This is a genomic window from Roseobacter sp. EG26, from assembly GCF_049830555.1.
Lineage (GTDB): Bacteria > Pseudomonadota > Alphaproteobacteria > Rhodobacterales > Rhodobacteraceae > Roseobacter.
Genome location: NZ_JBNBLH010000001.1, coordinates 535,275 through 561,669 on the forward strand (window position 1 = coordinate 535,275; position 26,395 = coordinate 561,669).

Annotated in this window: 23 protein-coding genes; 5 read left to right on the forward strand and 18 right to left on the reverse strand. The window is 59.6% G+C overall.

All coding sequences use genetic code 11. The annotated features are described in order from the left end of the window. Positions 1-30 precede the first annotated feature (30 nt). The 3 genes from ACOTTU_RS02660 (at position 31) to ACOTTU_RS02670 (ending at position 3,288) form a co-directional block, all read left to right on the forward strand. A complete protein-coding gene (locus ACOTTU_RS02660) occupies positions 31-1,992 on the forward strand; it encodes a heme lyase CcmF/NrfE family subunit (protein WP_425655969.1) in 1,962 nt (653 codons plus the stop codon). Next, on the forward strand, positions 1,989-2,441 hold the full coding sequence (locus tag ACOTTU_RS02665) for a cytochrome c-type biogenesis protein (RefSeq protein WP_425655970.1): 453 nt from the start codon (positions 1,989-1,991) through the stop codon (positions 2,439-2,441). Before ACOTTU_RS02660 ends, ACOTTU_RS02665 begins: the two co-directional genes overlap by 4 nt. 70 nt (positions 2,442-2,511) lie before the next feature. Further along, a complete protein-coding gene (locus ACOTTU_RS02670) occupies positions 2,512-3,288 on the forward strand; it encodes an enoyl-CoA hydratase-related protein (protein ID WP_298912630.1) in 777 nt (258 codons plus the stop codon). Here the strand turns inward: ACOTTU_RS02670 and ACOTTU_RS02675 are convergent. From ACOTTU_RS02675 to gltX, 3 genes are all read right to left on the reverse strand, one after another. Further along, positions 3,285-3,617, reverse strand: a complete 333-nt coding sequence (locus ACOTTU_RS02675) for a hypothetical protein (RefSeq protein ID WP_425655971.1) — start codon at positions 3,615-3,617, stop codon at positions 3,285-3,287. The two genes, ACOTTU_RS02670 and ACOTTU_RS02675, sit on opposite strands and share 4 nt — an antisense overlap. Positions 3,618-3,993: 376 nt before the next feature. Next, a complete protein-coding gene (gltA, locus tag ACOTTU_RS02680; protein ID WP_298912626.1) occupies positions 3,994-5,289 on the reverse strand; it encodes a citrate synthase in 1,296 nt (431 codons plus the stop codon). 85 nt (positions 5,290-5,374) lie between these two features. After that, the gene (gene gltX, locus ACOTTU_RS02685) at positions 5,375-6,787 is read right to left on the reverse strand and encodes a glutamate--tRNA ligase (RefSeq protein WP_425655972.1); all 1,413 of its coding nucleotides are present in this window, start codon (positions 6,785-6,787) and stop codon (positions 5,375-5,377) included. A 90-nt stretch (positions 6,788-6,877) separates the two neighbouring features. On the opposite strand from gltX, the gene ACOTTU_RS02690 reads away from it, so the two are divergent. After that, positions 6,878-8,908, forward strand: coding sequence for a ComEC/Rec2 family competence protein (locus tag ACOTTU_RS02690; protein ID WP_425655973.1), 2,031 nt, complete (start codon positions 6,878-6,880; stop codon positions 8,906-8,908). Positions 8,909-8,917: 9 nt separating this feature from the next. On the opposite strand, the gene lexA is transcribed toward ACOTTU_RS02690, so the two are convergent. From lexA to ACOTTU_RS02725, 7 genes are all read right to left on the reverse strand, one after another. After that, positions 8,918-9,619, reverse strand: a complete 702-nt coding sequence (gene lexA, locus ACOTTU_RS02695; protein WP_298912621.1) for a transcriptional repressor LexA — start codon at positions 9,617-9,619, stop codon at positions 8,918-8,920. A gap of 66 nt (positions 9,620-9,685) precedes the next feature. Next, on the reverse strand, positions 9,686-10,858 hold the full coding sequence (gene glp, locus ACOTTU_RS02700; RefSeq protein WP_425655974.1) for a gephyrin-like molybdotransferase Glp: 1,173 nt from the start codon (positions 10,856-10,858) through the stop codon (positions 9,686-9,688). Continuing rightward, on the reverse strand, positions 10,855-11,334 hold the full coding sequence (moaC, locus tag ACOTTU_RS02705; protein ID WP_425655975.1) for a cyclic pyranopterin monophosphate synthase MoaC: 480 nt from the start codon (positions 11,332-11,334) through the stop codon (positions 10,855-10,857). Before moaC ends, glp begins: the two co-directional genes overlap by 4 nt. A gap of 1 nt (position 11,335) precedes the next feature. After that, a complete protein-coding gene (gene trpC, locus ACOTTU_RS02710; RefSeq protein ID WP_425655976.1) occupies positions 11,336-12,148 on the reverse strand; it encodes an indole-3-glycerol phosphate synthase TrpC in 813 nt (270 codons plus the stop codon). Further along, positions 12,145-12,816 (reverse strand): uracil-DNA glycosylase, encoded by a 672-nt coding sequence (locus tag ACOTTU_RS02715; RefSeq protein WP_425655977.1) that lies wholly within the window; start codon positions 12,814-12,816, stop codon positions 12,145-12,147. Before ACOTTU_RS02715 ends, trpC begins: the two co-directional genes overlap by 4 nt. After that, positions 12,813-13,832 (reverse strand): anthranilate phosphoribosyltransferase, encoded by a 1,020-nt coding sequence (trpD, locus tag ACOTTU_RS02720; protein ID WP_425655978.1) that lies wholly within the window; start codon positions 13,830-13,832, stop codon positions 12,813-12,815. The genes ACOTTU_RS02715 and trpD overlap by 4 nt, the downstream gene beginning before the upstream one ends. Further along, the gene (locus tag ACOTTU_RS02725; RefSeq protein ID WP_298912610.1) at positions 13,829-14,410 is read right to left on the reverse strand and encodes an anthranilate synthase component II; all 582 of its coding nucleotides are present in this window, start codon (positions 14,408-14,410) and stop codon (positions 13,829-13,831) included. The genes trpD and ACOTTU_RS02725 overlap by 4 nt, the downstream gene beginning before the upstream one ends. A 185-nt stretch (positions 14,411-14,595) precedes the next feature. Here ACOTTU_RS02725 and ACOTTU_RS02730 point away from each other — a divergent pair, with 185 nt between their 5' ends. Beyond that, entirely contained in the window at positions 14,596-16,332 is a 1,737-nt protein-coding gene (locus tag ACOTTU_RS02730; RefSeq protein ID WP_425655979.1) for a divergent polysaccharide deacetylase family protein, read from the forward strand. A 3-nt stretch (positions 16,333-16,335) separates the two neighbouring features. Here ACOTTU_RS02730 and ACOTTU_RS02735 read toward each other — a convergent pair whose 3' ends face one another. The 8 genes from ACOTTU_RS02735 to fabI form a co-directional block, all read right to left on the reverse strand. Then, positions 16,336-18,405, reverse strand: coding sequence for a putative bifunctional diguanylate cyclase/phosphodiesterase (locus tag ACOTTU_RS02735; RefSeq protein WP_425655980.1), 2,070 nt, complete (start codon positions 18,403-18,405; stop codon positions 16,336-16,338). Between the two features lie 208 nt (positions 18,406-18,613). Next, on the reverse strand, positions 18,614-19,651 hold the full coding sequence (locus ACOTTU_RS02740) for a succinylglutamate desuccinylase/aspartoacylase family protein (protein WP_425655981.1): 1,038 nt from the start codon (positions 19,649-19,651) through the stop codon (positions 18,614-18,616). Continuing rightward, positions 19,652-21,163, reverse strand: coding sequence for an anthranilate synthase component I (gene trpE / locus ACOTTU_RS02745; protein WP_425655982.1), 1,512 nt, complete (start codon positions 21,161-21,163; stop codon positions 19,652-19,654). A gap of 3 nt (positions 21,164-21,166) precedes the next feature. Next, on the reverse strand, positions 21,167-23,023 hold the full coding sequence (locus ACOTTU_RS02750) for a peptidyl-prolyl cis-trans isomerase (protein ID WP_425655983.1): 1,857 nt from the start codon (positions 23,021-23,023) through the stop codon (positions 21,167-21,169). A gap of 60 nt (positions 23,024-23,083) precedes the next feature. Then, a complete protein-coding gene (locus tag ACOTTU_RS02755) occupies positions 23,084-24,265 on the reverse strand; it encodes an aminotransferase (RefSeq protein ID WP_425655984.1) in 1,182 nt (393 codons plus the stop codon). A gap of 74 nt (positions 24,266-24,339) precedes the next feature. Then, a complete protein-coding gene (gene gpt / locus ACOTTU_RS02760; RefSeq protein WP_298912603.1) occupies positions 24,340-24,867 on the reverse strand; it encodes a xanthine phosphoribosyltransferase in 528 nt (175 codons plus the stop codon). A 1-nt stretch (position 24,868) separates the two neighbouring features. Then, complete coding sequence (locus tag ACOTTU_RS02765; protein ID WP_425655985.1) at positions 24,869-25,486, reverse strand: LysE family translocator; 618 nt, start codon at positions 25,484-25,486, stop codon at positions 24,869-24,871. Further along, positions 25,486-26,289: an enoyl-ACP reductase FabI gene (gene fabI, locus ACOTTU_RS02770; RefSeq protein WP_425655986.1), complete on the reverse strand. Its 804-nt coding sequence runs from the start codon at positions 26,287-26,289 to the stop codon at positions 25,486-25,488. The genes ACOTTU_RS02765 and fabI overlap by 1 nt, the downstream gene beginning before the upstream one ends. Positions 26,290-26,395: the final 106 nt, after the last annotated feature.

Genomic DNA, 26,395 nt, shown 5'->3' on the forward strand with positions numbered 1-26,395 from the left:
GCGCTGATTGCGCGTCCTATACTGCGCCTCATGATCACAGAGTTTGGACATTTCGCCCTGATCCTGGCCTTTATCGTGGCCATCGTTCAGATGATCGTACCTTTGGTGGGCGCGCAGAAACGCTGGCCCGCGTGGATGGCAATCGCCGAACCGGCGGCATCCGCACAGTTCCTGCTGACGGCTTTTGCGTTTGGGGCATTGATGTATGCCTTCATCACGTCCGACTTCAGCCTCAGGTTGGTGACGCTGAACAGCCATTCGGCCAAGCCGATGCTGTACAAGATCAGCGGAACATGGGGCAATCACGAAGGGTCCATGCTGCTTTGGGTACTCATCGTGACGCTTTTCGGTGCGATGGCGGCCTGGTTCGGCGGGAACCTGCCGCCCACTTTGCGCGCCCGTGTTCTGGCAGTTCAGTCAGCCATCGCGGTCGCCTTTTTTGCTTTCATCCTCTTTACCTCAAATCCGTTTTTACGCCTTGCGGTGCCACCCTTTGATGGTCAAGACCTCAATCCCCTGCTTCAGGACCCGGGATTGGCGTTTCACCCACCGTTTCTCTATCTTGGCTACGTCGGGCTCAGCATGACGTTCAGCTTCGCCGTTGGTGCCTTGATCGAAGGCCGTGTGGATGCAGCATGGGGCCGGTGGGTGCGTCCATGGACGCTGGCGGCCTGGGTTTTTCTGACCATCGGCATCGCCCTTGGGTCCTGGTGGGCCTATTACGAGCTGGGCTGGGGTGGTTTCTGGTTCTGGGACCCGGTTGAGAATGCCTCTTTCATGCCGTGGTTGCTGGCAGCTGCACTCTTGCATTCCGCGATTGTTGTGGAGAAGCGCGAGGCCCTGAAAAGCTGGACGATCCTGCTGGCCATCCTTGCTTTTGGGTTCTCGCTCATCGGCACGTTTATCGTGCGCTCGGGGCTTCTGACCTCTGTGCATGCGTTTGCAAACGATCCCGAACGCGGTGTCTTCATCCTGATGATCATGGCGTTTTTCATGGGCGGTGCGCTTGTGCTTTTTGCCTTCCGCGCCGGTGCCATGGAAGCCAAGGGCGTCTTCAGCGTGGTCAGCCGGGAAAGTGCGCTGGTGGCCAACAACCTTCTGCTTGCGGTGTCCTGTTTTGTCGTTTTCGTCGGCACTATGTGGCCACTGGTGGCGGAAATGTTTTTCGATCGCAAGCTCAGCGTCGGCCCGCCCTTCTTCAACATGGCGTTTTCACCCTTCATGCTCGTACTGGGCTTGATCCTGCCCATAGGGTCCGCGATGCCCTGGAAACGGGCGGGGATCATGCGGTCCCTGCGTCCGCTCAGATATGTGTTTGTGCTGGCCTTTGCCATTGCCGGCCTGGCCTATGCGATGCAGAGCGGGCGCAGCCTTCTGGGGCCTATTGGTATGTTTCTGGCCGCGTGGATTGTCGCTGGCACCATTGTTGATCTGGCCCAACGCACAGGGCGCGGTTCGGGTCGTTGGGCGCGGCTGATGCGCCTGCCGCGGGCAGATTGGGGCAAGATGGTCGCGCACTCCGGGCTTGGTATTACCATGATGGGTGTGTCGGGCCTGATGGCGTGGCAACATGAAGACATTCGCGTTGCCCAATTCGGAGAACCCTTTGACGTGGGTAGCTATACGTTGACCCTGAACGATGTGGTCAACAGCGAAGGCCCGAATTACCTCTCGACGACCGGGTTCATCACGCTAGCGCAAAACGGTCGGGTTTTGGCCGAATTGGAACCAGAAAAACGCATTTATCCCGTGGCTCAGATGCCAACAACGGAGGCGGCCATCGACTACGATCTGGCACGCGATGTCTATGTCGTGATCGGTGATCAGCAGGCGGGCGGCGGTTGGGCCGTGCGCACCTACATCAAGCCGCTGACCAACTGGATCTGGATTGGCAGTGCCTTGATGGCGCTGGGTGGCTTTCTGAGCCTTTCCGACAGGCGGTTCCGTGTGGCCGCAGGTGCGCGCAAGACAATGGCGGTTCCGGCGGAATGAAACGGATTGCGTTCATTCTGATGCTCCTTGCCAGCCCGCTCTGGGCGCTTGATCCCAAGGAGATGCTCGAAGACCCGGCATTGGAAGCCCGTGCGCGGGCAATTGATCACGAGCTAAGGTGCGTCGTGTGCCAGTCGGAATCGGTGGCCTCTTCCAACGCCAATTGGGCTGAGGATGCGCGCCGGACCGTGCGCGAATTGATCACAGACGGATCGACAGACGCCGAGATAATGGATTTCTTCGTGGCCCGGTATGGTGAATTCGTTCTGATGTCGCCGCGGGTCAGCGGGTCAAACTGGCTGTTGTGGGCGGCAGGGCCGCTTATGCTCTTGCTGGCGGCAGGCGTTGGTGTCGGGTATTTGCGCGGTCGTGCAGGAACACCCGCGCCTCAGGAAGCCGCGCTTTCCGAAGCCGAGGAGGCGCGTTTGCGCGAAATCCTCAAGGAGTGACGTCTCGTTGCTCTTTTCTGAACCGGTCAGTTTGATATGACAGGGCAAGCCCCGCAAAAAGGATTGCCCGATGGACTATCAGACACTGACCTATTCGCTCTTGGATGGCGTTGCCACGATCACCCTGAACCGTGCGGAAAAGATGAATGCGCTCAGCACGCAGATGCGGGCTGAAATTGCCTATGCGGTCACCGAAGCAGGCAAGACGGCGCGTGTCGTGGTGCTGACCGGTGCCGGTCGGGCATTCTGTTCCGGTCAGGATCTGGGGGATCGGGTGAGTGCAGCCAATCTTGATCTGGAACGGACATTGCGGGACGAGTATGCGCCCATGCTCAGGGCCATCACCGATTGCCCGGTGCCAACCATCGCCGCCGTGAACGGGGCTGCGGCGGGCGCAGGCGCAAATCTGGCTTTGGCGGCTGATGTGGTGATCGCGGCCGAATCTGCATACTTCATGCAGGCGTTTGCGCGCATCGGCCTGATCCCCGACGCAGGGGGGACCTACGTGTTGCCCCGGACCATGGGAACCGCCAAAGCCATGGGGGCTGCCCTTTTCGCCGACAAGATCACGGCGCAACAGGCCGATGACTGGGGGATGATCTGGGAGGCCGTGCCGGATGCTGAATTCGATGCGCATTGGAAAGCCAGGGCCGCCCATCTGGCCCAAGGGCCAACCGCAGCATATGCCGCGATCAAGACGGTCATTCGGGGAAGCTGGGACAATTCGATGGAAGATCAACTGACCCTTGAGGCACGCCAGCAGGGCAATTGCGGAAAATCCCGGGATTTCCAGGAAGGCGTTCTGGCCTTTACGGAAAAACGTGCCGCCCGGTTCGAGGGACGCTAGGCACCGGCACCTGAGCGCCAGCGCTTTTTACCAATCATTCTTTCGACAAGCAGAATATCGTCAACAGTCAGCCGTGGCCCTTCTGCACGGGCAACCACAGCCACGGCCACGCCATTGGCGTGCACGGTTTGCACGCTACCAGATACTTCTGTGATCGTGATTGTTGGCGGCAACTCGCCCTTGTCATAGACGACGGCGATCTTATCCTCCTGCGCGCGGTCATCGGGGATCAACGCGCCTTCGGGGCCGTCGCTGCATATCAGGGGAACCGGCATCCGGCGTGCCAGCCCGGGTATCTTGTCTTCTGAATTGACCACGTGCCGAACCATCCCGTTCCTCATACTGACACTCAGGGCGAATGATGCCCCTGAACCCTGACTTCGCAGCGCTGCTATGGTGTGATCACGGTTCTGAAATCGAAACGAAGAACGGACCACCCATGGCTCCAAAGCGCCTTGGATGGCGACACTACGGTGCAATTCGACGAGCGGTCAAGAAATCACCCGCATTATGCCAATGCCAGAAACAATGACATAATTCGAACACATTTCGCCTAGGGTCTCGTGAACAGTCGGTGGGCCAATCTGCCATAATTTCAGGAAAAACAGGGATTTATGGGTGCGCTATCAGCGCGATTCGCTTGCAAGCGGACACGCGCCCGAGAGTGCCGACCCGGTGAATGCAACGGGTCGACATAAACAGAGGTTACCGGTTTTCGATATCCACGTAGTTCCGGGCGGTACTGCCGAGATAAAGCTGGCGCGGACGGCCAATCTTGTTTTGTGGATCTGCGATCATTTCCTTCCACTGGGAAATCCACCCGACCGTCCGGCTCAGCGCAAAGATCGGCGTGAACATGGAGGTGGGGAAGCCCATCGCCTCCAGGATGATACCGGAATAGAAATCCACATTGGGGAAGAGTTTTTTCTCCGCGAAATACGGATCGGCAAGTGCTGCGGCTTCCAATTCCTTGGCAACCTGAAGGATCGGGTTGTTTTCGACACCAAGCAGGTCCAGCACTTCATCTGCCGATTGCTTCATCACCTTGGCGCGCGGGTCGAAATTCTTGTAGACCCGGTGGCCAAAGCCCATCAGGCGGAAGGGATCGTTCTTGTCCTTCGCACGGGCGATGAATTCGGGGATGCGGTCCACCGTGCCGATTTCGTTCAGCATTTCTAGACAGGCCTGATTGGCACCGCCGTGAGCCGGGCCCCAGAGGCAGGCGATACCAGCGGCGATACATGCGAACGGATTGGCACCTGAGGAAGACGCCAGTCGCACTGTCGAGGTGGAGGCGTTCTGTTCATGGTCCGCATGCAGCGTAAAGATACGGTCCATCGCCCGGCTTAGGATCGGATTGACTTCATAATCTTCAGCCGGGACTGCGAAACACATGCGCAAGAAGTTTGATGCGTAATCCAGATCATTGCGCGGGTAAACGAATGGCTGACCAATCGTATATTTGTAAGCCATCGCCGCAATCGTTGGCATTTTTGCGATGAGGCGAATGGAGGCCACTTCGCGCTGCCAGGGATCCGCGATATCCGTGCTGTCGTGATAAAACGCCGACATGGCCCCAACCACACCGGTCATGACCGCCATGGGGTGGGCATCGCGGCGGAATCCGCGGAAGAAATTCATCATCTGCTCGTGCAGCATCGTGTGGTTGGTCACGCGGCACTCGAAATCCTCAAGCTCCGCCGGCGTCGGCAACTCGCCATAAAGCAGCAGGTAGCAGACTTCGAGGTAGTGGGAATTGCCCGCCAGTTGGTCAATCGGGTAGCCCCGGTGCAGCAGTTCGCCCTTGTCACCATCGATGTAAGTGATGGTGCTGTCGCAACTCGCCGTGGAGGTGAACCCCGGATCATAGGTGAAGACACCTGCCTGCGCGTAGAGCTTGCGGATGTCGACCACATCTGGCCCGGCAGTCGGGGCAAAGATAGGTAATTCATACTCCTTGCCATCAATGCTCAGCTTAGCGGATTTTGTGCTTTCAGCCATAAGGGGTCCTTCCTGTCTTACCTGCGGGCGCACCCGCCTTCCGGCGCTTGATGCGCGAAGCATCCGGCCAATTCATTGTGCGGAGTCATTGCTCCACACCCTGTGCTGCATCCGTCAAACGGGCGAGGGTTTCATCTTTGCCCAGAACCAGCATCATGTCGAATACTGATGGCGTTACCGCCCTTCCAGACAGCGCTGCGCGCAGGGGTCCGGCCAACTTCCCGAACTTCGTGTCTTTGCTTTGTGCAAAGCTGTTCAGCAGGTCTTCCAGATTTTCCTTGTTCCAGCTATCAGTTTGCAACTGCGGCGTCAATTCTCTCAGCAACGCGACAGACGCGGCATCCAGATTCTTTGCGGCTTTCTCATCCGCGTCTATCGGGCGCGTGGCTAAGGCAAAGTGAGCTTTTTCAAGGAGTTCCGGCAGGGTTTTTGCCCGTTCTTTCACGCAATACATTGCTTTCATCAACAATTCTGACTGCCGTTGCGTCAAGGCTGGCGCATCCGTGGCATTCAGGAATTCGGCAAGCTCTTGCTGCAGTGCAGCATCATCCGATTGTGCAATATGCTGGCCAGACAGGTTTTCGAGTTTCTTGAGGTCGAAACGCGCAGCACTCTTGCCGATGCCCTTGAGATCAAACCAGTCACGCGCCTGCGCGTCGGTGAAAAACTCATCGTCCCCATGGCTCCAGCCCAGCCTTGCAAGGTAATTGCGCATGCCGGCCGCAGGATACCCCATCACCTGGTATTCCTGGGCCCCCAAAGCACCGTGACGTTTCGACAGTTTTTTGCCGTCCGGCCCGTGGATCAGGGGGATATGCGCCCAGACCGGGATGTCCCAGCCCATGGCCTCATAGATCATCATCTGGCGCGCGGCATTGTTGAGGTGATCATCCCCGCGGATCACATGGGTGACACCCATATCATGATCATCGACAACCACAGCCAGCATGTAGACGGGTGTGCCATCTGATCGTAACAGAACCATGTCATCAAGCTGATCGTTGCGGATGGTCACATCGCCCTGAACCTGATCACGTATGATGGTTTCGCCCGATTGCGGGGCTTTGATCCGGATCACAAAGGGCGCATCGGAATGCTCAGCGGGATCAGCATCGCGCCAGGGGGAGCGGTAAAGGGTGCTTTTGCCGTCTGCCCGGGCGGCCTCACGGAACGCGGTGATCTCTTCCTGAGTGGCAAAGCACTTATATGCCTTGCCTGCGGCCAGCAATTCGCGGGCTACCGCGGCATGACGCTCGGCGTTTTCAAACTGGCTGACGATGTCGCCGTCATGATCAAGTCCAAGCCATTCCATTCCCTGCAAGATCGCGGCCGTGGCCTCTGGTGTTGAACGGGCCCGGTCGGTGTCTTCGATCCGCAGCAGAAACTTACCGCCACGACCCCGTGCATAAAGCCAGTTGAAAAGCGCCGTACGCGCGCCTCCGATATGCAGGAAACCCGTGGGCGACGGGGCGAAACGGGTGACGACAGGGGCTGACATGGGCGGTGTTTACCTTTCAGTAACCATGGGAGGCGTAAATTTAGAAGCACTGTCTATCCAGTGCAGTGATCGGGGGCAAGGAGGTGCTGCGTGACATGGCTCAGGACCGTTTTGCTACAGCAGCGCGGGTCTTTGTTTGAATGGGTGCCCATCTGCCTTGCCATTGGCATCGGCTGGTATTTTCTGCTGCGGTTCGAGCCGTCGTCCTTCTTTCTGATCTGTACGGGTCTTGCTGCCGTTTCGCTGCTGGCCAGCCATCGGTTGCTGGGCGAAGCCTTCGCCCCAATTGCCATTGCCACAGCCCTTGTTGCCACAGGTTTCGTACTGGCCGCCTACCGCGCCCATGATGTTGCCAGCCCCGTCCTTGGGTGGCGCTACTACGGTCCCGTCGAAGGACGCGTTGTCAATATTGACCGCAGCGGGTCGGACGCTTTGCGCATCACCCTGGACCGCGTGATCATGGAAAGAACATCGCCGCACAGAACGCCGGAACGTGTGCGGATCTCGCTGCATGGTGACCAGACCCATAGCATCACGCCCACACCGGGGTTGCGGGTGATGACAACCGCACATGTTTCGCCGCCCGGCGGACCGGTCGAGCCCGGCGGGTTCGATTTCCAAAGGCATGCGTGGTTCGGTCAACTCGGCGGGGTTGGCTATTCCCGCGTGCCGCTCCTTGCCATAGAGCCCGCTGACAAAGGAGATCCGGGCTTGTTGGTTTTCCGTGTGCGCATGGCCGTCGCTGCCCGCATGCTGGAGGTTCTGCCTGGAGATGTGGGTGGGTTCGCCGTTGCCGTCACAACCGGTGCCCGCAGCGCGATCAGCCAGGAGGCATTGGCGGACTTGCGGGCCAGTAACCTCGCTCATTTGCTGGCCATTTCAGGGCTACACATGGGATTGCTGACGGGGTTTGTCTTCGCACTCTTGCGGCTGATCATTGCGCTGATCCCGCCCTTCGCGCTCAGGGTCCCGGCGCGTAAGCTGGCCGCAGGGGGCGCCCTGATCGTTGCGTCAGGTTATCTGGCGCTTTCCGGTGGCAATGTCGCGACAGAACGCGCGTTCATCATGGTGGCAGTAGCACTGACGGCGCTGATGCTGGACAGGCGCGCCATCAGTCTGCGTGCTGTGGCCATTGCCGCGACGATTGTTCTGTTCCTGAGACCGGAAGCCTTGTTGGGACCGGGATTTCAAATGTCCTTTGCCGCCACAACCGCGCTGGTCGCCGTCTTCGGCTATATGCGGGATCACCGTATTTCCATGGGGCCAAACTGGGCAAAGCCAGTGGTAGCGGTGCTGATCTCTTCCGGTGTTGCCGGGCTCGCGACCGCGCCGATCGGGGCTGCGCATTTCAACGCCATTTCGCATTACGGTCTGCTGGCAAATCTCACATCGGTGCCGATGATGGGTATGGTGGTGATCCCGGCCGCAGTTCTGGCGCTCTGCCTGGCACCATTTGGCCTGGACTGGCTTGGCCTTTGGATCATGGGTTTGGGCCTGCGCTGGATTTTGGAAGTTGGCGGCTTTGTGGCCAACCTTGATGGCGCACGGTCCTTTGTCGCAGGCCCCGGCGTGGCCGTCCTGCCGATGATGTCTCTTGGGTTCCTTTGGTTGTGCTTATGGCAGGGCCGTACGCGTCTGGCGGGTATCGCGCCGGTTCTGGTGGCATTCTGGATGTGGCACGTGGCAGACCGACCGGTTGGGTTGATTGCCGAGAACGGCGCATTGGTGGGCGTGATGACCGATCAGGGGCGGGCGCTGAGCAAGAGCAAGGGCGCAGGGTTTGTCGCGCAAAACTGGCTGGAGAATGATGGGGAGGCGACCGACCAGATCACCGCAGCGTCGCGGTGGCCAACCGGGGGCGCGGCCCTGCCGGGGGGCGTGGAGGTGACACATCTTTCCGGAAAGAAAGCCGTGGCCGCCTTTGACGGCTGTGGTGAAGGGCAAATCATTGTGGCCAATCAGGATCTGCCGACCGTGAAGGCAGATTGCCTGATACTCGATCCGCAGCGCCTGCGGGATACCGGCGCTGTCGCGATTTTCATGCGGGATAGCGGCGTCGAGCTCACTTCCGTACGGGATGTGACAGGTGATCGCTTGTGGACCCCGTGGGCAAAACGTTGAACGGGTGGGTCAGTAAGTGCGGATAAGCCCGACCAGTTTCCCCTGCACCTTCACCTTGTCATCAGAGAAAAACCGCGTCTCGTAGGCGGGATTTGCGGCTTCCAGAGCGATCTGACTGCCTTTGCGCCTGTAGCGTTTCAGCGTCGCCTCATGATCCTCCACAAGGGCCACCACGATATCGCCGTTATCGGCGATTTTGGTTTCCTTGATCACCACGACATCGCCGTCATTGATGCCCGCATCAACCATCGAGTCACCCTTGACCTCAAGCGCATAGTGTTCGCCCGACCCTGAAAGCATCTGCCCCGGAACAGCGACGGAATGAGATCGCTGATTGATCGCCTCAATGGGCACGCCCGCTGCAATCCGGCCCATCAGCGGTACTTCGCTGGCGTCAATCGGGCTTACGGGCTGGGCATTTGCGGGCATCGGCACATCGGGCTTGTCGCCTTCTATCACACGCGGCGAGAACCCAGAGGAAGGTGCCCCACCAAGGCTTTCGGGCAATTTCACGATTTCGATGGCACGCGCGCGATGCGCTAGCCTGCGGATGAAACCACGTTCTTCCAACGCGGTGATCAACCTGTGAATCCCTGATTTCGAGCGTAAATCAAGGGCTTCCTTCATTTCGTCAAAACTTGGGGGCACGCCGTCACGGCCAACGCGCTTGTGGATGAATTCGAGCAAATCCAACTGCTTCTTGGTGAGCATCTTTTGGTCCTCCGACGCCTGTTTTCGCCTTTGTTCTATTGATGTTCCCGTTTTGTGTCAACGGTTTCAAAGAGGCAGGTAGGAAACCACCTCACCAATGTTGCGTTCAAGATCATGTGGCGGTCGCACCAGCAGGGCGTCGGCCTGTGCCAGAACACCGAGCAGGGAACTATCCTGCCGGTCGAATGCCCGCAGCCCGTTTGTGGTCATCTCGGCGCGCATATAGTGTTCGCGCGGCCCGTTCTTTGACAGTGGGGCGGCCAAGGGGGCCGTGCGCTGGCTGATAGGACGGGCCCCCAGACCAAGCATGGCCGAAACCACCGGCACGACAAAAATGGTGCCGCAAACAAGGGCCGAGACCGGATTGCCGGGCAAGCCGATCATTGGCACGCCGCGCAACCGCCCGGCCATCAGGGGCTTGCCCGGGCGCATTGCCACTTTGTAAAACGATTGCTCCATGCCCAGTTCCGCCGCCACGGGGGCCACCAGATCGTGATCTCCGACCGAGGCGCCGCCAATGGTGACGATCAGATCGGATGCCGCGGCCAGCTCAAAGACCGCCTTGAGCGCTTCGGGCGTGTCCTTCGCGATGGGCATCATCTGCGGGAGAGCCCCCGCCGCTTCCAATTGTGCGGCAAGCCCAAAACTGTTGGAGGCAATGATCTGATCCGGGGAGGGGGTTTCGCCGGGCATGACCAATTCGTCACCCGTGGCCATGATGGCGACCCGTGGACGTCTGGCAACAGGGACGTCCGCGCAGTTCATTGCGGCCAGCAAAGCCACATCCGAAGGACCCAGCCGTTTGGGCGATGAGACCACATCCCCAAGTTTGAAATCACCGCCTGCGGGACGCACGTTGTCCTTGCTGTCCACATCCCGGTTCAGGGTAATTAGATCACCGCGACGCGTGACATCTTCCTGAATCACCACGAAATCCGTGTCGGACGGCATGGGCGCTCCGGTGAAAATGCGCACGCACTGACCGGGGCTCACCGATCCGGAAAACCCGTGACCAGCGGCGGCCTCTCCGACAACCTTGAACATCGCGTCCGGTTCGACTTCGGTGCGGCGGAGCGCATATCCGTCCATGGAGGAGGCGTCAAAAGGCGGTTGCGTCCGGGTTGCCGCCACTTCCTGTGCCAGCACGCGACCGGCGGCGTTCCGCAGCGGGACAGTTTCGATCTCCATAGGCTGCACGAGGGCAAACAGATGCTCCAGCGCCTCGGCGACGGAAATCATGTGGCGACAAAACGGCCCGATTTGCCGCCATCTTTCAGCACCACCCGCAAATCCTGAATTTGCATGGCCTTGTCCACCGCTTTCGACATGTCATAAACCGTCAGCGCGGTGACGGAAGCGGCCGTCAGTGCTTCCATTTCAACGCCGGTCTGACCCGTGGTCTTGACCGTTGCTTCGATCTGAAATCCCGGCAAGGTGGCGTCCGCTTCGAATTCGACGGCAACCTTGGTGATCGGCAGGGGATGACAGAGCGGAATAAGATCAGACGTGCGCTTCGCCGCCATGATGCCAGCTAGTCGGGCTACCCCCAGAACATCGCCTTTCTTGGCGCGACCTTCTGAAATGATATCAAAAGTTTCCGGCTTCATCTTAATGCAGCAGCGTGCGGTGGCGACCCGGTCTGTGACCGGTTTGTCGCCAACATCGACCATATGGGCATCACCCTTGGCATCAAAATGCGTGAGCTTGTCGGTCACCTCACATGCCTCCGGCGGTCATCGGGTCTGACAACAAACGGCGCGTGGCGGATTGCACATCCTCCTGACGCATCAGGCTCTCGCCGATCAGGAAGATGCGGGCACCGTAGCGCGCCATATCCGCCAGATCTTCCGGCGTGCTGAGACCGGATTCAGACACGATAAGCTTATCTTCCGGAACATCACGCGACAGGGTCCGGGTCGTGTCCAATGTGGTTTCAAAGGTCTTCAGGTTGCGGTTGTTGATGCCCATCAGGCGGCTTTCAAGGCGGCTGGCGCGCTCCAGTTCTGCCGCGTCATGGATCTCCAGCAGCGCATCCATCCCCCATTGGCTTGCAGCGTCCTCCAACTCGCGGGCCTGGGCGTCACTGACCGAAGCCATAATGATCAGGATGCAGTCGGCACCAAGCGCGCGTGCTTCGGCCACCTGGTAGGGGTCATACATGAAATCCTTGCGCAAAACCGGCAAATCACAGGCTGCGCGAGCCTCAACCAGAAATTGCTTTGCTCCCTGAAAGCTTGGCGTGTCCGTCAGAACGGATAGGCAGGTGGCACCGCCTGCTTCATAGGCCTGCGCCAGCGTTGCGGGATCAAAATCATCACGGATCAAACCTTTGGAGGGGCTGGCTTTCTTGATTTCGGCGATCAACCCATACCCATCGAGCGTCGCATGATGCAGCGCGTCGGCAAAGGGGCGCACGGGCGGGGCTTCATGTGCATCCGCTTCGATATCTGCGAGGGGTCTGGCCGCTTTATCTGCGGCGACTTCCTCCAGCTTATAGGATTTGATCTTGTCCAATATGGTTTCGGTCATGGGGCCTCCGGCGCGTTGGTCCAGTTTATGGCGCGCTCTCCGCGGGCCTGCAACCATGCATTGACCCGACTGAAGGGGCGTGAGCCAAAAAAACCGCGCCGCGCAGAGAGTGGGGAAGGGTGGGCAGTTTCGATCTTGAGATTGCGACCTGGATCGATTTCCTTTGCAACTTTATGGGCGTTTGCGCCCCACAAGAGATAAGCGCGTGGTGCCTGCCCAAGATGCGCCAGCACCTGACCTGTGAGCTCCTGCCAGCCGATCTTGTCATGCCCTTTGGACTCGCCTGCCGGAACCGTCAGGACCGTGTTGAGCAACAAGACCCCCTGATCCGCCCAAAAACCAAGGTCGGCATTTTGGGGGCGTGCGCCGATGTCCTGATCCATCTCTTTGAAGATATTGGACAATGATCGGGGCAGGGGCATCACGCTGGCATCCGCTGAAAAAGCCAGTCCATGCGCATGTCCCGGGGTCGGATAGGGATCCTGGCCCAATATGACAACGCGCACCGATTGCGGCTGCACCATTTCCAGTGCGCGGAAGATGAGCGGCGCGGGCGGCAGGATATCCCGTTTTTCAACCCGCAGTCGCGACCTGATCAGTGGCCAGCTATTTGAAAAGAACGGTAGTTCTTTCCAACGCCCGAGGCGATTGAGTTGATCGTCCGTCACGCGGTCTGGGTGATACGGGCGACGGCATTGATCTTGTCGCGCGCCGCACCGCTGTCGATGGCGGCGGCGGCTTTTTCCACACCGTCCTTGAGGGAGCTTGCGGCATCTGCAACCACAAGAGCTGCGGCAGAATTCAGCAGCACGGCATCTCGATAAGCGGAAGGTTCCCCATCCAGCAATGCTTTGAAATCGCGCGCATTTTCTTCGGGCGCCCCGCCGATGATCGCCTCGAAAGGATGGGTTGGCAGACCCGCCTCTTCGGGATGAATTTCGCTATCGGTGACACTGCCATCCAGGTTCAAGGCGCTGACCCATGACACACCCGTTATGGTCAATTCGTCGGTGCCGTCCGATCCGTGTACCAGCCAGGCCTTGTCCGAACCCAACTCTCTCAATGTCTTAGCCATAGGGCGGATCAGCTCACGTGAAAAAGCGCCGGTCAACTGACGTTTCACAGCAGCCGGGTTTGTCAGGGGGCCGAGGATGTTGAAAATCGTGCGGGTCCCAAGCTCGGCACGCGTCGGCATCACATGGGCGATGGCAGGATGGTGCATCGGGGCCATCATGAACCCGATTCCGGCCTCGTTAAGCGCTTTTTCAACGACCTCCGGCCCGACCATGACATTCAGCCCCATCTGGGTCAGCGCATCCGCCGCCCCGGATTTGGAGCTGAGATTGCGGTTGCCATGTTTGGCCACAACCACGCCTGCACCGGCGACAACAAAGGCTGTGGCCGTGGAAATGTTCAACGTGCCCTTGCCGTCGCCGCCGGTGCCGACGATATCCATCGCCCCCTCTGGCGCGCGCACGGCATGGCATTTACGGCGCATGACCGCGGCGGCAGCGGCATATTCATCCACCGTTTCCCCGCGTGTGCGCAAAGCCATCAGGAAGCCCCCAATCTGGCTTGGCGTGGCTTCGCCGTCAAAAAGAATGCCGAAAGCGGCTTGAGCCTGTTCTTTCGTAAGCGGGCCGCTGGCTGCGGCGCCGATCAAAGGCTTCAGCGCGTCACTCATGCGGGGACCTTCATCTCGTTCAGGAAATTTTTCAAAAGCGCATGACCATGTTCGGAACGGATCGATTCAGGGTGGAACTGCACGCCGTGGATCGGCAAGTCGCGATGCTGCACGCCCATGATGGTGCCGTCTTCCAGCTCTGCGGTAATCTCCAGACTTTCCGGCAGGCTCGCGCGTTCGACAATCAGGGAGTGATAGCGTGTGGCGGCAAAAGGCGACGGCAAACCTGCAAAGAGACCTTTTCCGCCATGGCGGATGTGTCCCATTTTTCCGTGTACGATGTCCTTGGCCTGAACCACCTTACCACCGAATGCCTGCCCGATCGTCTGGTGGCCAAGGCAAACACCCATCAGCGGTGTGCGGGTTTCCGCTGCCGCCTGCGTGATGGCAAGGCAAATTCCCGCCTGATCTGGATCGCACGGGCCGGGGGACAGCAGAATGCCCGAAGGGTTCAGCGCCATTGCCTGTTGAACGTCCAGCGCATCATTGCGGTGGACCACAACATCCGCCCCAAGACTGCCCAGGTAGTGCAAAAGGTTGTAGGTGAAACTGTCGTAATTGTCGATCAGCAGCAGCATGTCCAAATCTTCGAATTCAGGGCTGGAGACCATGGGCTCAAGCGCGGTATAAGTCATGCATACATGTTCAGGCTTGCAAGGCTGCGTCAAGGGGCGCAGAGTCGCGCAGCAGGCTTGGGTGGGAAGGCGAAACCGGTTCGCGACAGATGTTGTCTGCCGGGAAAACGAAAAGAGGTGAGCAGCGCGTGGCAGGTGGTTTTCTAAAGGGGGCTCTTTGGGGCAGCGCAGTGAGTCTGGGTGCTGCTGCAGTGGTTTCTATCGTAGCCGAAGGCCCTGTCGCGCCGTCCGTGACAGATGCCGCGCCTCAAAGCGAGGTCGCTCCGCAACCTTCGGCGGCGGATGCGAAAAAATCGCAAGGTGACAGGGTGCCCGTGACCGGCCAGCAAGCGCCCAAGGCCCCCGCACCGCAACCTGATACACTGAAGGCTGTACGTCAGAGTGATACGGCCCCGGCTGCATTGCCTGAAACCGGCGACGCCACGGCTCTGACAGGGCCCTCATCCGCTGATGACGAGGGTGGTATTGCGACTTCCGCAGGCAGCACTCCAATTGTATCAAATGCCGGGTCGCAGGGCCTGGAAACACCGCGCGCCGACCCTTCGGTGTCCATTTCAACTGATCCGGCGCAGCCACCGGCACCAGAGGTGGCAGAAGAGATTGCCTTGTCCGAGGGCCCGGCTCAGCCGGGGCAGCCGACGGTTGATGTCGAAGCCACGGGATTGGCACCAAACGTTGACGAAACACCTGCGCCAGCAGAACTTGAAACTTCCATTTCGGTCGAGCCTGATCAACCGCCATTGCCAGAAGTTCCGACGCAATCGCAGGCCTTTGAGACCCCCGCGCCACTGATCGGTGATGATGATGCACCTCTGATACCCAGTGGCCCGGCGGATGAAGCGCCACGCGCCGACGAGGAGGTGGCCGTAAACAGCTTGCCGGCACCGGAAACGGCTGATGCCCCTCAAGCTAACCCGGAACCGAAGCCACCGGTTGCAGAAGAAGAAGCGAAGGTTGAGCCCGCCGCGCCGTCAGAACAAGAGGTCGAGGCACCGGCTGACCCCGTTCAGGATGAGCAGACAGCAGAAACCATCGGGACGCCCATTGGCACATTTGATGATCTGGCACCGGAGGTAAAAACGAACAGATTGCCGACATTGGGTGAAGAGCCCGAGATTGAATTTGAAGAGCAACCGGAACCGATTGAAGAGGACCCGAGCCCGGAAACTCTCGAATCGCTGCCCCCGGTTGAACGATTTGCGGTCCCCCATGACAACCCGGCTGACAAACCGGTTATGGCAATTGTCCTGATGGATGATGGTGTGGATTTATCGGCGAATACCATTGGCTTACCCGCTCTGCGCAGCTTTCCATACCCGGTTAGTTTCGCGGTGGATTCCAGCCTTCCCGACGCCAAGGACCGAATGGCCGCCTACCGCGCTGAAGGGTTTGAGGTCTTGGCAACGATCAACTTGCCCGAGGGTGCGCAGGCGCAAGACGCGGAAATATCGCTGGCGGTTGCGCTGGAGGCGGTGCCAGAGGCCGTTGGTGTTTTGGAAGGTGTGGGAGAGGGGGTTCAGGGAACCCGGGATGCCGCCCGTCAGGTCACCGAAATTCTGGCCGCGTCAGGGCACGGCTTTGTGACCCAGAACAAGGGTTTGAACACGGTCCAGAAACTGGCCGCCAAAGCCGGTGTTCCCTCGGCAGTCGTTTTTCGCGATTTCGACAGCAATCAACAGACCCCGACCGTCATTCGCCGTTTTCTGGATCAGGCGGCGTTCCGGGCGGGCAATGAGGGTGCGGTTGTCATGCTGGGACGGTTGCGGGAAGATACGATTTCCGCGCTTCTCCTCTGGGCCCTTCAGGACAGGTCCGAGCGTGTGGCCCTGGTACCTGTCTCGGCGGCGCTCCAAAGTGCGGAATAGCCATCACGCAGGGCGCTTTTTGTCCTTTTTGGCGAATTCCTCATACCAGTCGATGAATTGAGCCGCCGGCATCGGGTAACCTATACCAAACCCCTGGACAACATCACACCCAAGCTCCTTGACGCGATCATAGTGAGCGTTGTTTTCGACACCTTCTGCAACAACGCGCATGCCAAGATTTCGTGACAGGGCGACAAGTGCGGCGATGATGCTTTCTGCGCGTTCGTTGGGGACAGGCTCAACCAGCGAGCGATCCAGCTTGAGGCCGTCAAATTTCAGGCGTGACAGGTTCGACATAGAGGCATATCCGGTGCCGAAATCGTCCAGTACCACCGAGAAACCCCCGCTGGTCAGGTTCCTTATGGTCAGGAACGCCTCGTCATCCTGGCTCTCGATCAGCGTGGTTTCCAACACCTCGATGGTGAGGTCCGCGGGCGACAATCCGCGCGCCAAAACCTCCTGGGCAAGCCGATCCGGCAGATTCGGATCCCTCAGTGAATCGGGCGACGCATTGACGGAAACGGAAGGCAGATCCTTACCTTCTGACCGCAGGCGCTCCAGAAAATCGAGGCTTTTTTCAACCATGATCAGGTCGATCTGCTGGATCAGCCCTGCCTCCTTCGCCGCCGCCAGGAAGGTTGCGGGGGGAATGATACCCCGTCGCGGATGCCGCCATCTGGCCAAAACCTCGCAGCCGAAGAGTTTTCCCGACCCCGTGTAGAGCTGTGGCTGGAAATGGGGTTCGAATTGATCGTCAGCCAATGCTTCGGTGATTTCCTCAAAGAGAGCCTCACGTGTTTCGATCTCTTCGCGCAGATCGCCCGAATAGGCGAAAACCTGTCCGCGTCCACCACGCTTGGCCTTGTAAAGCGCGAGGTCTGCTTCGATCAAAAGCTGGTCCGGGGTGGCAACGGCGGAGCTGGCCATGGTGAACCCGACGCTGGCACCGATCTTGCAGACATTATCGGCGATCTGCATGGGTTTGCTGATCTCTTCGATGATCCGGGAACCAAGAGCTTCCAGCGTATCCATGGATTTCGGCGCTTTGACCACGATGACAAATTCATCGCCGCCGATCCTTGCAACCAGATCGTTTTCCCGGACCTGTGCCAGAAGGATGCTGGCAACCACAACCAGCACATCATCTCCGGCTTTGTGCCCAAGCGTGTCATTGACCGACTTGAACCGATCCAGATCAATTTTCAGAACGCTGAGCGCAATGTCGCTGCCATTGGGTGCGGCTTTCAGATGTGTCAGAAAATCATAAAGCGCGCGACGGTTCAGCAGCCCTGTCAACGCGTCGTGGTTGGCGGCGTGGGTCAGGTTTTTTCGCGCCGCGACGAGTTCAAGGTTGCGCGCTTTGAGAGTTTCATAAGATGTCGAGAGTTGTTTGCTACGTCTTTCCATGCGCCGGATGGCTCGGGACACCGAAATCTGTGCTGGCACAAAGATGAAGAGGGCCTCCAAAAGCAGGACAAACAGGGCTGATCCGAGTGCGATGGTTTCGAGATTCTGTAGCCAGGCTGTCTGCCTGCGGGATTTATCTTGGTGCAAACGGGAGGCTTTGCTCAGTGCTGAAAGCAGGTCCTGTTGCCCCAAGGCTACGAGGCGATTTTGCATATTGCTGCGAACCTGCCCCTCTGCCTTCACGGCATAACGGGCTGTCTCGACAAACCGGCGGGAGAAATAGTCCAGTGGAAAGGTATCATCTTCGAAATACAGCTGCTGCAGGGCAGGGGTCAGTTCCTGCCGGGTCACCAGCCAGTCATGAGCGGATTCGAACAACTGAATAGCCGACAACAGACGCGCTTCGACCTCCAGGGAAGGGTTCTGCTCACTTTCGCGCATCAAAAACAGAATGCGCTGGCTGAGCATGATTTGCTGGTTGCTGATCCTGCTGGCTTCAGCGTCCAGGCCCGATGCGGCGATTGCCCTCAAGGAACTGTAGTGAGCGGCTCCGATTGTTACGAAAATAAAGGCAAAACCAATGGCGTAACGTTTCCACAGGGATTTGGGCTCGGTGATGCAGACATGGCGCTGGAACCTCCGAATGAGCCTCTTCACTACACCCATGGCGTTAGTTCCCTCGACGTTCACATCTGCGTGCAGGAGGCCCGCGCGTCCATTCCACCCAGCGGAAACGCGGCCTGCGTATCACTGATCAGTGTTCCTCATTGGCCTTTCGAATATCTCAATGGAATGCCTATTCCGGGGAGGATCACCCTGATTTTTACGTGGCAATTATTTGAAGTTTTGGAGAAATTTTTCGAAATCTGAATGTTCAGATGATCTCGTCTTCGTCGAAAAGCGGGTCTGTTTCCAACTGGCTCGCAAGGTCTTCCACGGTGGCTTCGGCCACTTTCGGGCTGAGGGTCGCGATATGAAAAACCGCGTCACCTTCATTAACCACGGGCAGGATAGCGCGCCCGATCAGGATACCCGGTGAGGGTGCCAGAAGATCCGTTTCAAATCCCCCGAAGGGGTCGGAGACCGTGGCCAGCAAATCGCCGGGTTCAACGGTTTCGCCCTCGGCGCGAAAGGTGCGTAGCAGACCGCCCGCCGGCGCGCGCAGCCAGGTGGATCTTTCGCAGATGTAGGGCGCGGCCTTGGCTTTTGCGATGCCCTTTGCAGGCAGCATGTCGAGGCTGCGCATCACCCGCAGGATACCGGCAACGCCCGCGCGAACCGCCATTTCGTCAAACCGCAACCCTTCACCTGCCTCGTAAAGCAGGACCGGTGTGCCGCGCTCAGCCGCCTCCCCTCGCAACGACCCATCGCGCAGCGGGGAAGTCAGGATAACGGGAGCGCCAAAGGCTGTGGCCATGTCGCGCGTGGTCTTGTCGCGTGGCGAGACGCGGATCTGCGGCAGATTGGTGCGGTGAACGGCCGCTGAATGCAGGTCAATGCCGACATCGCAGCGCAGGACAATCTCATTGAGGAAAATATGCGCCAGCCGTGACCCCAGTGATCCTGACGGATGGCCCGGGAAACACCGGTTCAGATCGCGCCGGTCCGGCAAGTACCGGGAGCGGTTGAGAAATCCAAAGGAGTTCACGACAGGCACAACCAGCAAGGTGCCCCGCAGAGATTTGAGTTGGGGCGTGCGCAGCAGACGCCGCACGATTTCCACACCAATGACCTCATCCCCGTGGACGGCCGCCGAGACGAAGAGCGCCGGACCCGCCCTTTTGCCATGATGCACCTGAACGGAAAGGTTTACGGGTGTATGATCGGGGAGTGTCGAGACAGGCAGATGAACCGTTTCGACCGCGCCTGCCGCAATGCTTTGTCCTGCAATCTCAAAGGGCTGGCGGGGCATCTAGCTGTTGCCTTGCCCCGAGAATCGGGCTGCATCGGCTGCCGCGCGCCGGATGGCGTTGGATTTGTGGACGGTCTCCTGATATTCCGCTTCGGGGTCGCTGTCGTAAACAACACCGCCGCCTGCCTGAATATAGAGCTTTTGACTCCGCACCACCGCCGTGCGCAAGGCGATGCACATATCCATATCACCGCCCGCGCTGAAATAGCCCACGCCACCACCGTAGACACCGCGTTTTTCGGGTTCCAACTCGTCAATGATCTGCATGGCCCGCACTTTCGGCGCACCTGATACTGTCCCTGCGGGCATACCGGCAAAGAAGGCGTCAAGCGCGTCCTTGTCGTCGTGCAACTCCCCCACAACATTCGAGACAATATGCATCACATGGCTGTAACGTTCGACGATGAATTCTTCGGTCGGGCGGACGGTGCCGATTTTGGCGACGCGCCCCACGTCGTTGCGCCCCAGATCGAGCAACATCAGATGTTCCGCCAGCTCTTTCTGGTCGGCCAGCAGATCGGCCTCAAGGGCCTTGTCTTCTTCCGGCGTCGCCCCCCGGGGGCGGGTGCCTGCGATGGGTCGGATGGTAACCTCATCTCCAAAGACCCGCACCAGAATCTCCGGGCTGGCCCCGATGACCTGAAAATCCCCGAAATTGAAATAGAACATGAAAGGCGATGGGTTTGTCCGCCGCAGACTGCGGTAAAGCGCAAAAGGGTCTTGCTTGAAATCCTGTGACCAGCGCTGCGCCGGGACAACCTGAAAGATATCGCCCGCGCGAATGTAGTCTTTTGCGGTTTCCACCGCCTGTTTGTAGCCCTCGTGGGAGAAGTTGCTGACCGGGGCGCCGGGCGCTTCGGCCTCGCCAAGGTCACGGGTGGCGACCGGCATGGCCCGTTCCAGATCGCGCACGGCGTCCATAACCCGTTCGGCGGCCTGCGCATAGGCCGCGCGGGCCGATTGGCCGTCACTGACCCATGCGGGGGAGACCACGGTCACCTCGCCCTTGACCCCGTCCAGCACCGCGATGACCGAGGGCCGCAGCATGATGGCGTCTGGCAGACCCAGCGGATCGGGGTTGATGTGGGGCAGATGTTCAACCAGCCGCACCATGTCGTAGCCCAGATAACCAAACAGCCCGGCGGCCGCCTGAGGCAGGTCATCGGGCAAGGCGATGCGGCTTTCGGCAAGCAGCGCGCGCAGGGTGTCGAGCGGGTCGCCTTCCTGTGGCGTGAACGCATCGGCATCATAGCGCGCCGCCCGGTTGATCTCGCTGGTCGTGCCGCGGCAGCGCCAGATCAGATCGGGTTTCATGCCGATGATCGAATAGCGGCCACGCACTTCACCCCCGGTCACCGATTCCAGCACAAAAGCATCTTTTTGCGCGCCCGTCAGCTTGAGCATCAGGGAAACCGGCGTGTCGAGGTCCGCCGCCAGACGGGTAAAGACGACCTGATTGCGCCCGGCTGCATAGGCTGCCTCGAAGGCATCGAATTCAGGGGTCAGCGCCATGGGTCAGGGGAAGTTCACATGCACGGCCTGAAGGGCCTGCGGATTGATCTGGGCATTGGCGCGCAGCGTCACGTCTGTGCGGTAAATCTCGAAAAGATCCTGCGCCAGTGCCTGCCCTGCCTGCTGGCTGAGCTGTTCGCGCAGGGCGATGGCCTCTTCGTTCTCTTCCGGCCCATCAATGCTATCGAGGCGCACGATAACAATGGCCCCGTTGTCTTCCATGACTTCCACATCGCCTGCGTCAAGATCAAACACCGTCGACAGGAAACCGGGAGGCGTGCCCCCCACGAAATCGCTGCGCAGCAAGTGTTCCTCGCGTACCGCATCCAGCCCGAGGTCGGCAAACTCCGTGCCGGACTGCAGTTGCGGCAGCAGCGGATCGGTCTGCGTCATCAGCCTGCTTTGAACCTCGGAGGCCTGCCATGCGGCCAGAACATCTTCGCCCGCGTCCTCGAAAGGGGCTGGGCGTGGTGGCAAAACCGCGTCGAGACGCAGGGCGAAAAGCCCCCCATCATCCAACTGCCCGATCACGGGAAAATCCTCGACCGTCACCCTTGATGCGGCACGTCTGAAAGCCTCATAGGCGGCAATATCCTCGGTGCTCTCGGTGCTCCAGTCAATCTGGCCAAGCGTCATGTCGGTGTCATTTGCCAGCTCTTCGAGGGTTGCGCCACCGGCGAGCATGTCGTCGAAGGTTTCGGCCTGCGCCTCAACCAGACGCAACGCACGGTCGGCGGCAAGCTCGGGGCGCAGGATTTCCACTGCCTCCTCAAAAGAGGTGAACTGCGCCGGCAGAACAGCGTTGACCCGAAACAACGCCGGGCCCAGATCGCTGGGCAATGGCCCGACGACCGCCCCGACCTCTGCCGCAAAAACAGCCTCCCCAGCTTCTCCGAGATCGGCCAGCGACACATCGCCAAGATCAATATCAGCCAGCGCAAGCCCGCGCTCTTCGACCAGACCTTCGAAACTGTTGCCGACTTCCAGTGCGGCTGCGGCCTGACTTGCGGCGGCGTCATCCAGATAGGCCAGGCGCTCGACAAGACGGCGCTCGGGTTGATTGAATTCGGCTTCGCGCAAATCATAGGCCTCACGCAGGTCGGCCTCGTCAATCTCGACTTCGTCGATCATCGCGTCGGGGCTGAGCACCGCATAGGTGATCTGGCGCGTCTCAGGCAGCGTGAAGGCGTCGATATTGGCGTCATAGTAGGCCCGCAGGGTCGCATCATCCGGTGTCTCCAACGGCTCGGCCAGATCTGCATCGCCCAGACGGGTCCAGGTGAAGCTGCGGCGTTCACCCACGTAGTTGACCAGCGTGTCCACATAGGCATCGGGCATGACAACCCCCCCGACAATCGCCCCCTGCATCAGGGTGCGCGAGACCTCTTCGCGCAATTGCGTCTCGAACTGGGATTCAGAAACCCCGTTCTGTTCCAGCGCAAACCTGTAGCCTTCGCGGTCAAATTCGCCATCTATGCCGCGAAATGCCGGAATTTCGAGAATCCGGTCCCGCAGGTTTTCATCGCCGATCGACAATCCGATCTGTGCGGCTTCATGATCGAGTGCCCGGGTGGCAATCAGCCGCTGCAAAACCGCCTGATCCAATCCGATTTGCTGCGCCTGTGCAAAGGGCAGGGCCTGACCGGTCTGCTGCTCGACGGCGCGGATTTCCTGCTGAAGCTGGCGGCCGTAGCTGTCAACGGAAACCGGCATGTCCCCGACCGATCCGATTGTCCTGATGGTGCCGGAAAGGTTGGTCGCGCCAAAGCCTCCCAGACCCAGGATCAAAAGACCCATCAAAATCCAGACGGCAGTTCTCGAAACACTCTTGCCCTTGGCCATACGCACCCTTCGCAACATGCAGATTTGTCAGTTATTGACGCACTGTCTATGCGCAGCGCGACCGGGGGGCAAGGGGTCTCACCGTGCCGCATCAACCTGCGAAAGCCGTTCGAAAAGTGTAGCGATGCCCGTCGCATCAAGGTTGGCGAAAGCGATCCGCATCTGGGACCGACCATCCGGATCGTCGGCGGGGCAAAACATGGTGCCGGGCAGGCTCAGAATACTTTGCTGCCGAACCAGTTTCGGGGCCAGTTCCGCGGAACTGATGGCAAAAGGATGCGCCATATAGGCAAAATAGGCCCCCAGTCCCAAAAGGGCCCAGCCCTGATCAGCAAGTTTTGGAAAACCGGCTGTGATCGCGGCGCGGCGGCTCAGGACTTCGGCCCGCTCTCCTGCCAGCCAGTCCCGCAGGTTCTGCATGCCCCAAAGGGCCGCATGCTGCCCGATCTGGCCCGGGCAGATGGCGACCGTGTCGAGAAACTTCTCGACCTCCGCCAATCGCGCAGGTGCCGCGACCATGGCGCCGACGCGGTGTCCGGTCAGACGGTAGGCTTTGGAGAAAGAATAAAGATGGATCAGCGTGTCCTGCCACGCGGGGTCTTCGAAAAGATCATGCGGCGCGCCACTTTGGGCGTGAAAATCCCGGTAGGTTTCATCGAGGATCAGAGCGATCCCCTGGCTGCGGGCCAAGTCAAAGAAGGCGCGCAAAAGCTCTGCGGGGTATTCCACGCCAGCGGGATTATTGGGCGAGACAAGGGCGATGGCGCGGGTGCGCGGGGTTATAAGTTCTGCGGCAACTTCCGGGTCGGGCAGCAGATCGGCACCGGTTTTCAGCGGCACGGATTTGACCCCGGACATATCCAGCCACATTTTATGGTTGAAGTACCAGGGCGTCGGGAGGATGACTTCATCCCCTTCGGCGCAGAGCGTCGCGATGGCCGCTGCAAAAGCCTGATTGCAGCCTGAGGTGATGGCAACATGTCCGGCAGACAGGCTGCCGTTGTAATGCGTAGCGGTTTGCGCGGCAAGTTCTTCGCGCAATTGCGGCAAGCCCAGCACCGGACCGTAAAGATGCGCATCATCGCGCCCCAAGGCGACATCGGCCATGACCTGCCGCAGCGCATCGGGGGGCGGGTCGACGGGGGCGGCTTGGCTGACATTCATCAACGGGCGGTCTTCGGGGAAGCTCACGTCTTCCAGCCAGCGCCGCGCCTCCATCACCGGGGGGGCAAAGGTGGTGGCGGTTCGGGAGAGTGTCATCGCTTCATCTTTCCTGCATCATTTGACGTGCCCGCGTTCGGCGGCCTTTCGCGGCACCTGAACGGTCCGGTCGATCAATCGGTGCCGCGGTAGGGTTCGACATATTGCAGCGCCATGTCCCAGGGGAAAAATATCCATGTGTCCTGGCTCACCCCGGTGATGAAGGTATCGACCTGGGGTTCACCCTGAGGCTTGGCGTAGACGGTGGCGAAATGGGCCTTGGGGTACTGCGCGCGCACCAGTTCCAGCGTCTTGCCGCTGTCCACCAGATCATCGATGATCAGGATGCCGGTGCCGTCACCCATCATCTGCTGGTCAGGGGCTTTCAGCACCTCGGCGTCGCGGCGCTGGTCCGCCTTGCCCCCGCCGGCATGGTAGGACATGACCGAAATCGTATCGACCGTGCGAATGTCGAGTTCGCGCGCCACGATCATCGCAGGGGCCATGCCACCACGGGTGATTGCCACCACCGCGCGCCAGCCGCCGTTGTCGGGGCCTTGTCCATCCAGCCGCCAGGCCAGCGCCCGGCTGTCACGGTGGATCTGGTCCCAACTGATGTGGAAGCCCTTTTCATGGGGCAGGCGGCTTTGATCTTTGCTCATATCAGGTCCTTTCAAAAAGTAGGCGCAGCCCGAAAGCTGCAATGAGCGCTCCAAAGAAGCGCTCCAGACCTGCTTTCACGCGGGCGTAAATCTGGCGTGGTGCCGGGCGTGAAAACACCAAGGCAACGCTGGTGTACCATGCGGCCTCGACAATAAAAACGACCGCCAGGATGGCGGCGGCATCCGCAAATGTCACGTTCACCGGCAAAATCCCGGTAAAAACAGCGGCAAAATAGGCCAGCGCCTTGGGGTTCGCCAGATTGGTCCAGACACCCAGTCCAACGCCGGAATAACCTTGTGGCGCTAGTTCGGTACCGGTCTCCGCCAGCGGGTGAGAAGCATCGCGCCACAGCCGCATGCCAATCCACACCAGAAAGGCGGCACCGATCAGGCGCAGGCCCGTCTGGATCCAGGGCATCACCTCAAAGAGGACCGCCAGCCCTGCAAGAGCCGCGATCGCCCAGAGCAGAATGCCCAAGGCCAGCCCAAGGCTGATCTTCAAAGCGGCGCGCGCACCTTGGCTTGCAGCCGTGCGAATGGTCAGGACCACCGCAGGGCCGGGGCTCATCGCAATCAACACCTGCAAAAGCACCAGATGAGTCAGCGCCGCAACGGTCATTACTTGCTCACGTCAGGCGCATCGACCGCCTTCATCCCGACCACATGGTAGCCCGCGTCCACATGCAGGTTTTCGCCCGTGGTGCCGGACCCCAGATCGGAGAGCAAAAAGAGGGCGGCCTTGCCCACGTCTTCGGTGGTCACATTGCGCCGCAACGGAGAGTTATATTCGTTCCACTTCATGATGTAGCGGAAATCGCCGATGCCTGAGGCCGCAAGCGTCTTGATCGGACCAGCAGAAATCGCATTCACGCGAATGCCGTCCTTGCCCAGATCCTCGGCCAGATATTGCACTGAGGCTTCGAGGGCCGCTTTGGCCACACCCATCACATTATAATGGGGCATCACTTTTTCCGCGCCGTAATAGGTGAGCGTGAGGCAGGAGCCGCCCTCGCTCATCATTTTTTCGGCGCGCTGAACCACGGCTGTGAAGGAATAGACAGAAATATCCATCGACAGGGCGAAATTGCCACGGCTGGTGTCGACATAGCGCCCGCGCAGTTCGTTCTTGTCGGAAAACCCGATGGCGTGAACCACGAAATCCAGCTGATCCCAACGCTCCTTCAGCCCGTCAAACAGCGCATCCAACGAGGCCTCGTCACCCACGTCGCAGGGCAGGACGATATCACTGCCCAACTCGGCGGCCAATGGATCGACACGTTTTTTCAGCGCCTCACCCTGATAGGAGAACGCCAGTTGCGCACCCGCATCGGCACAGGCTTTCGCAATGCCCCAGGCGATCGATTTGTCATTGGCCAGACCCATAATAAGGCCGCGCTTGCCCGCCAGAAGATCATTTCCCATGAAGGTACCTCGGTTTACGTATGATTTTTCTTTGTTGTCCTTTAGGCGATTGCGCGAGGCCCATCAAGGCTGGTCGGAGTCAGCGCATCGCCCTTGACCTTTGGGC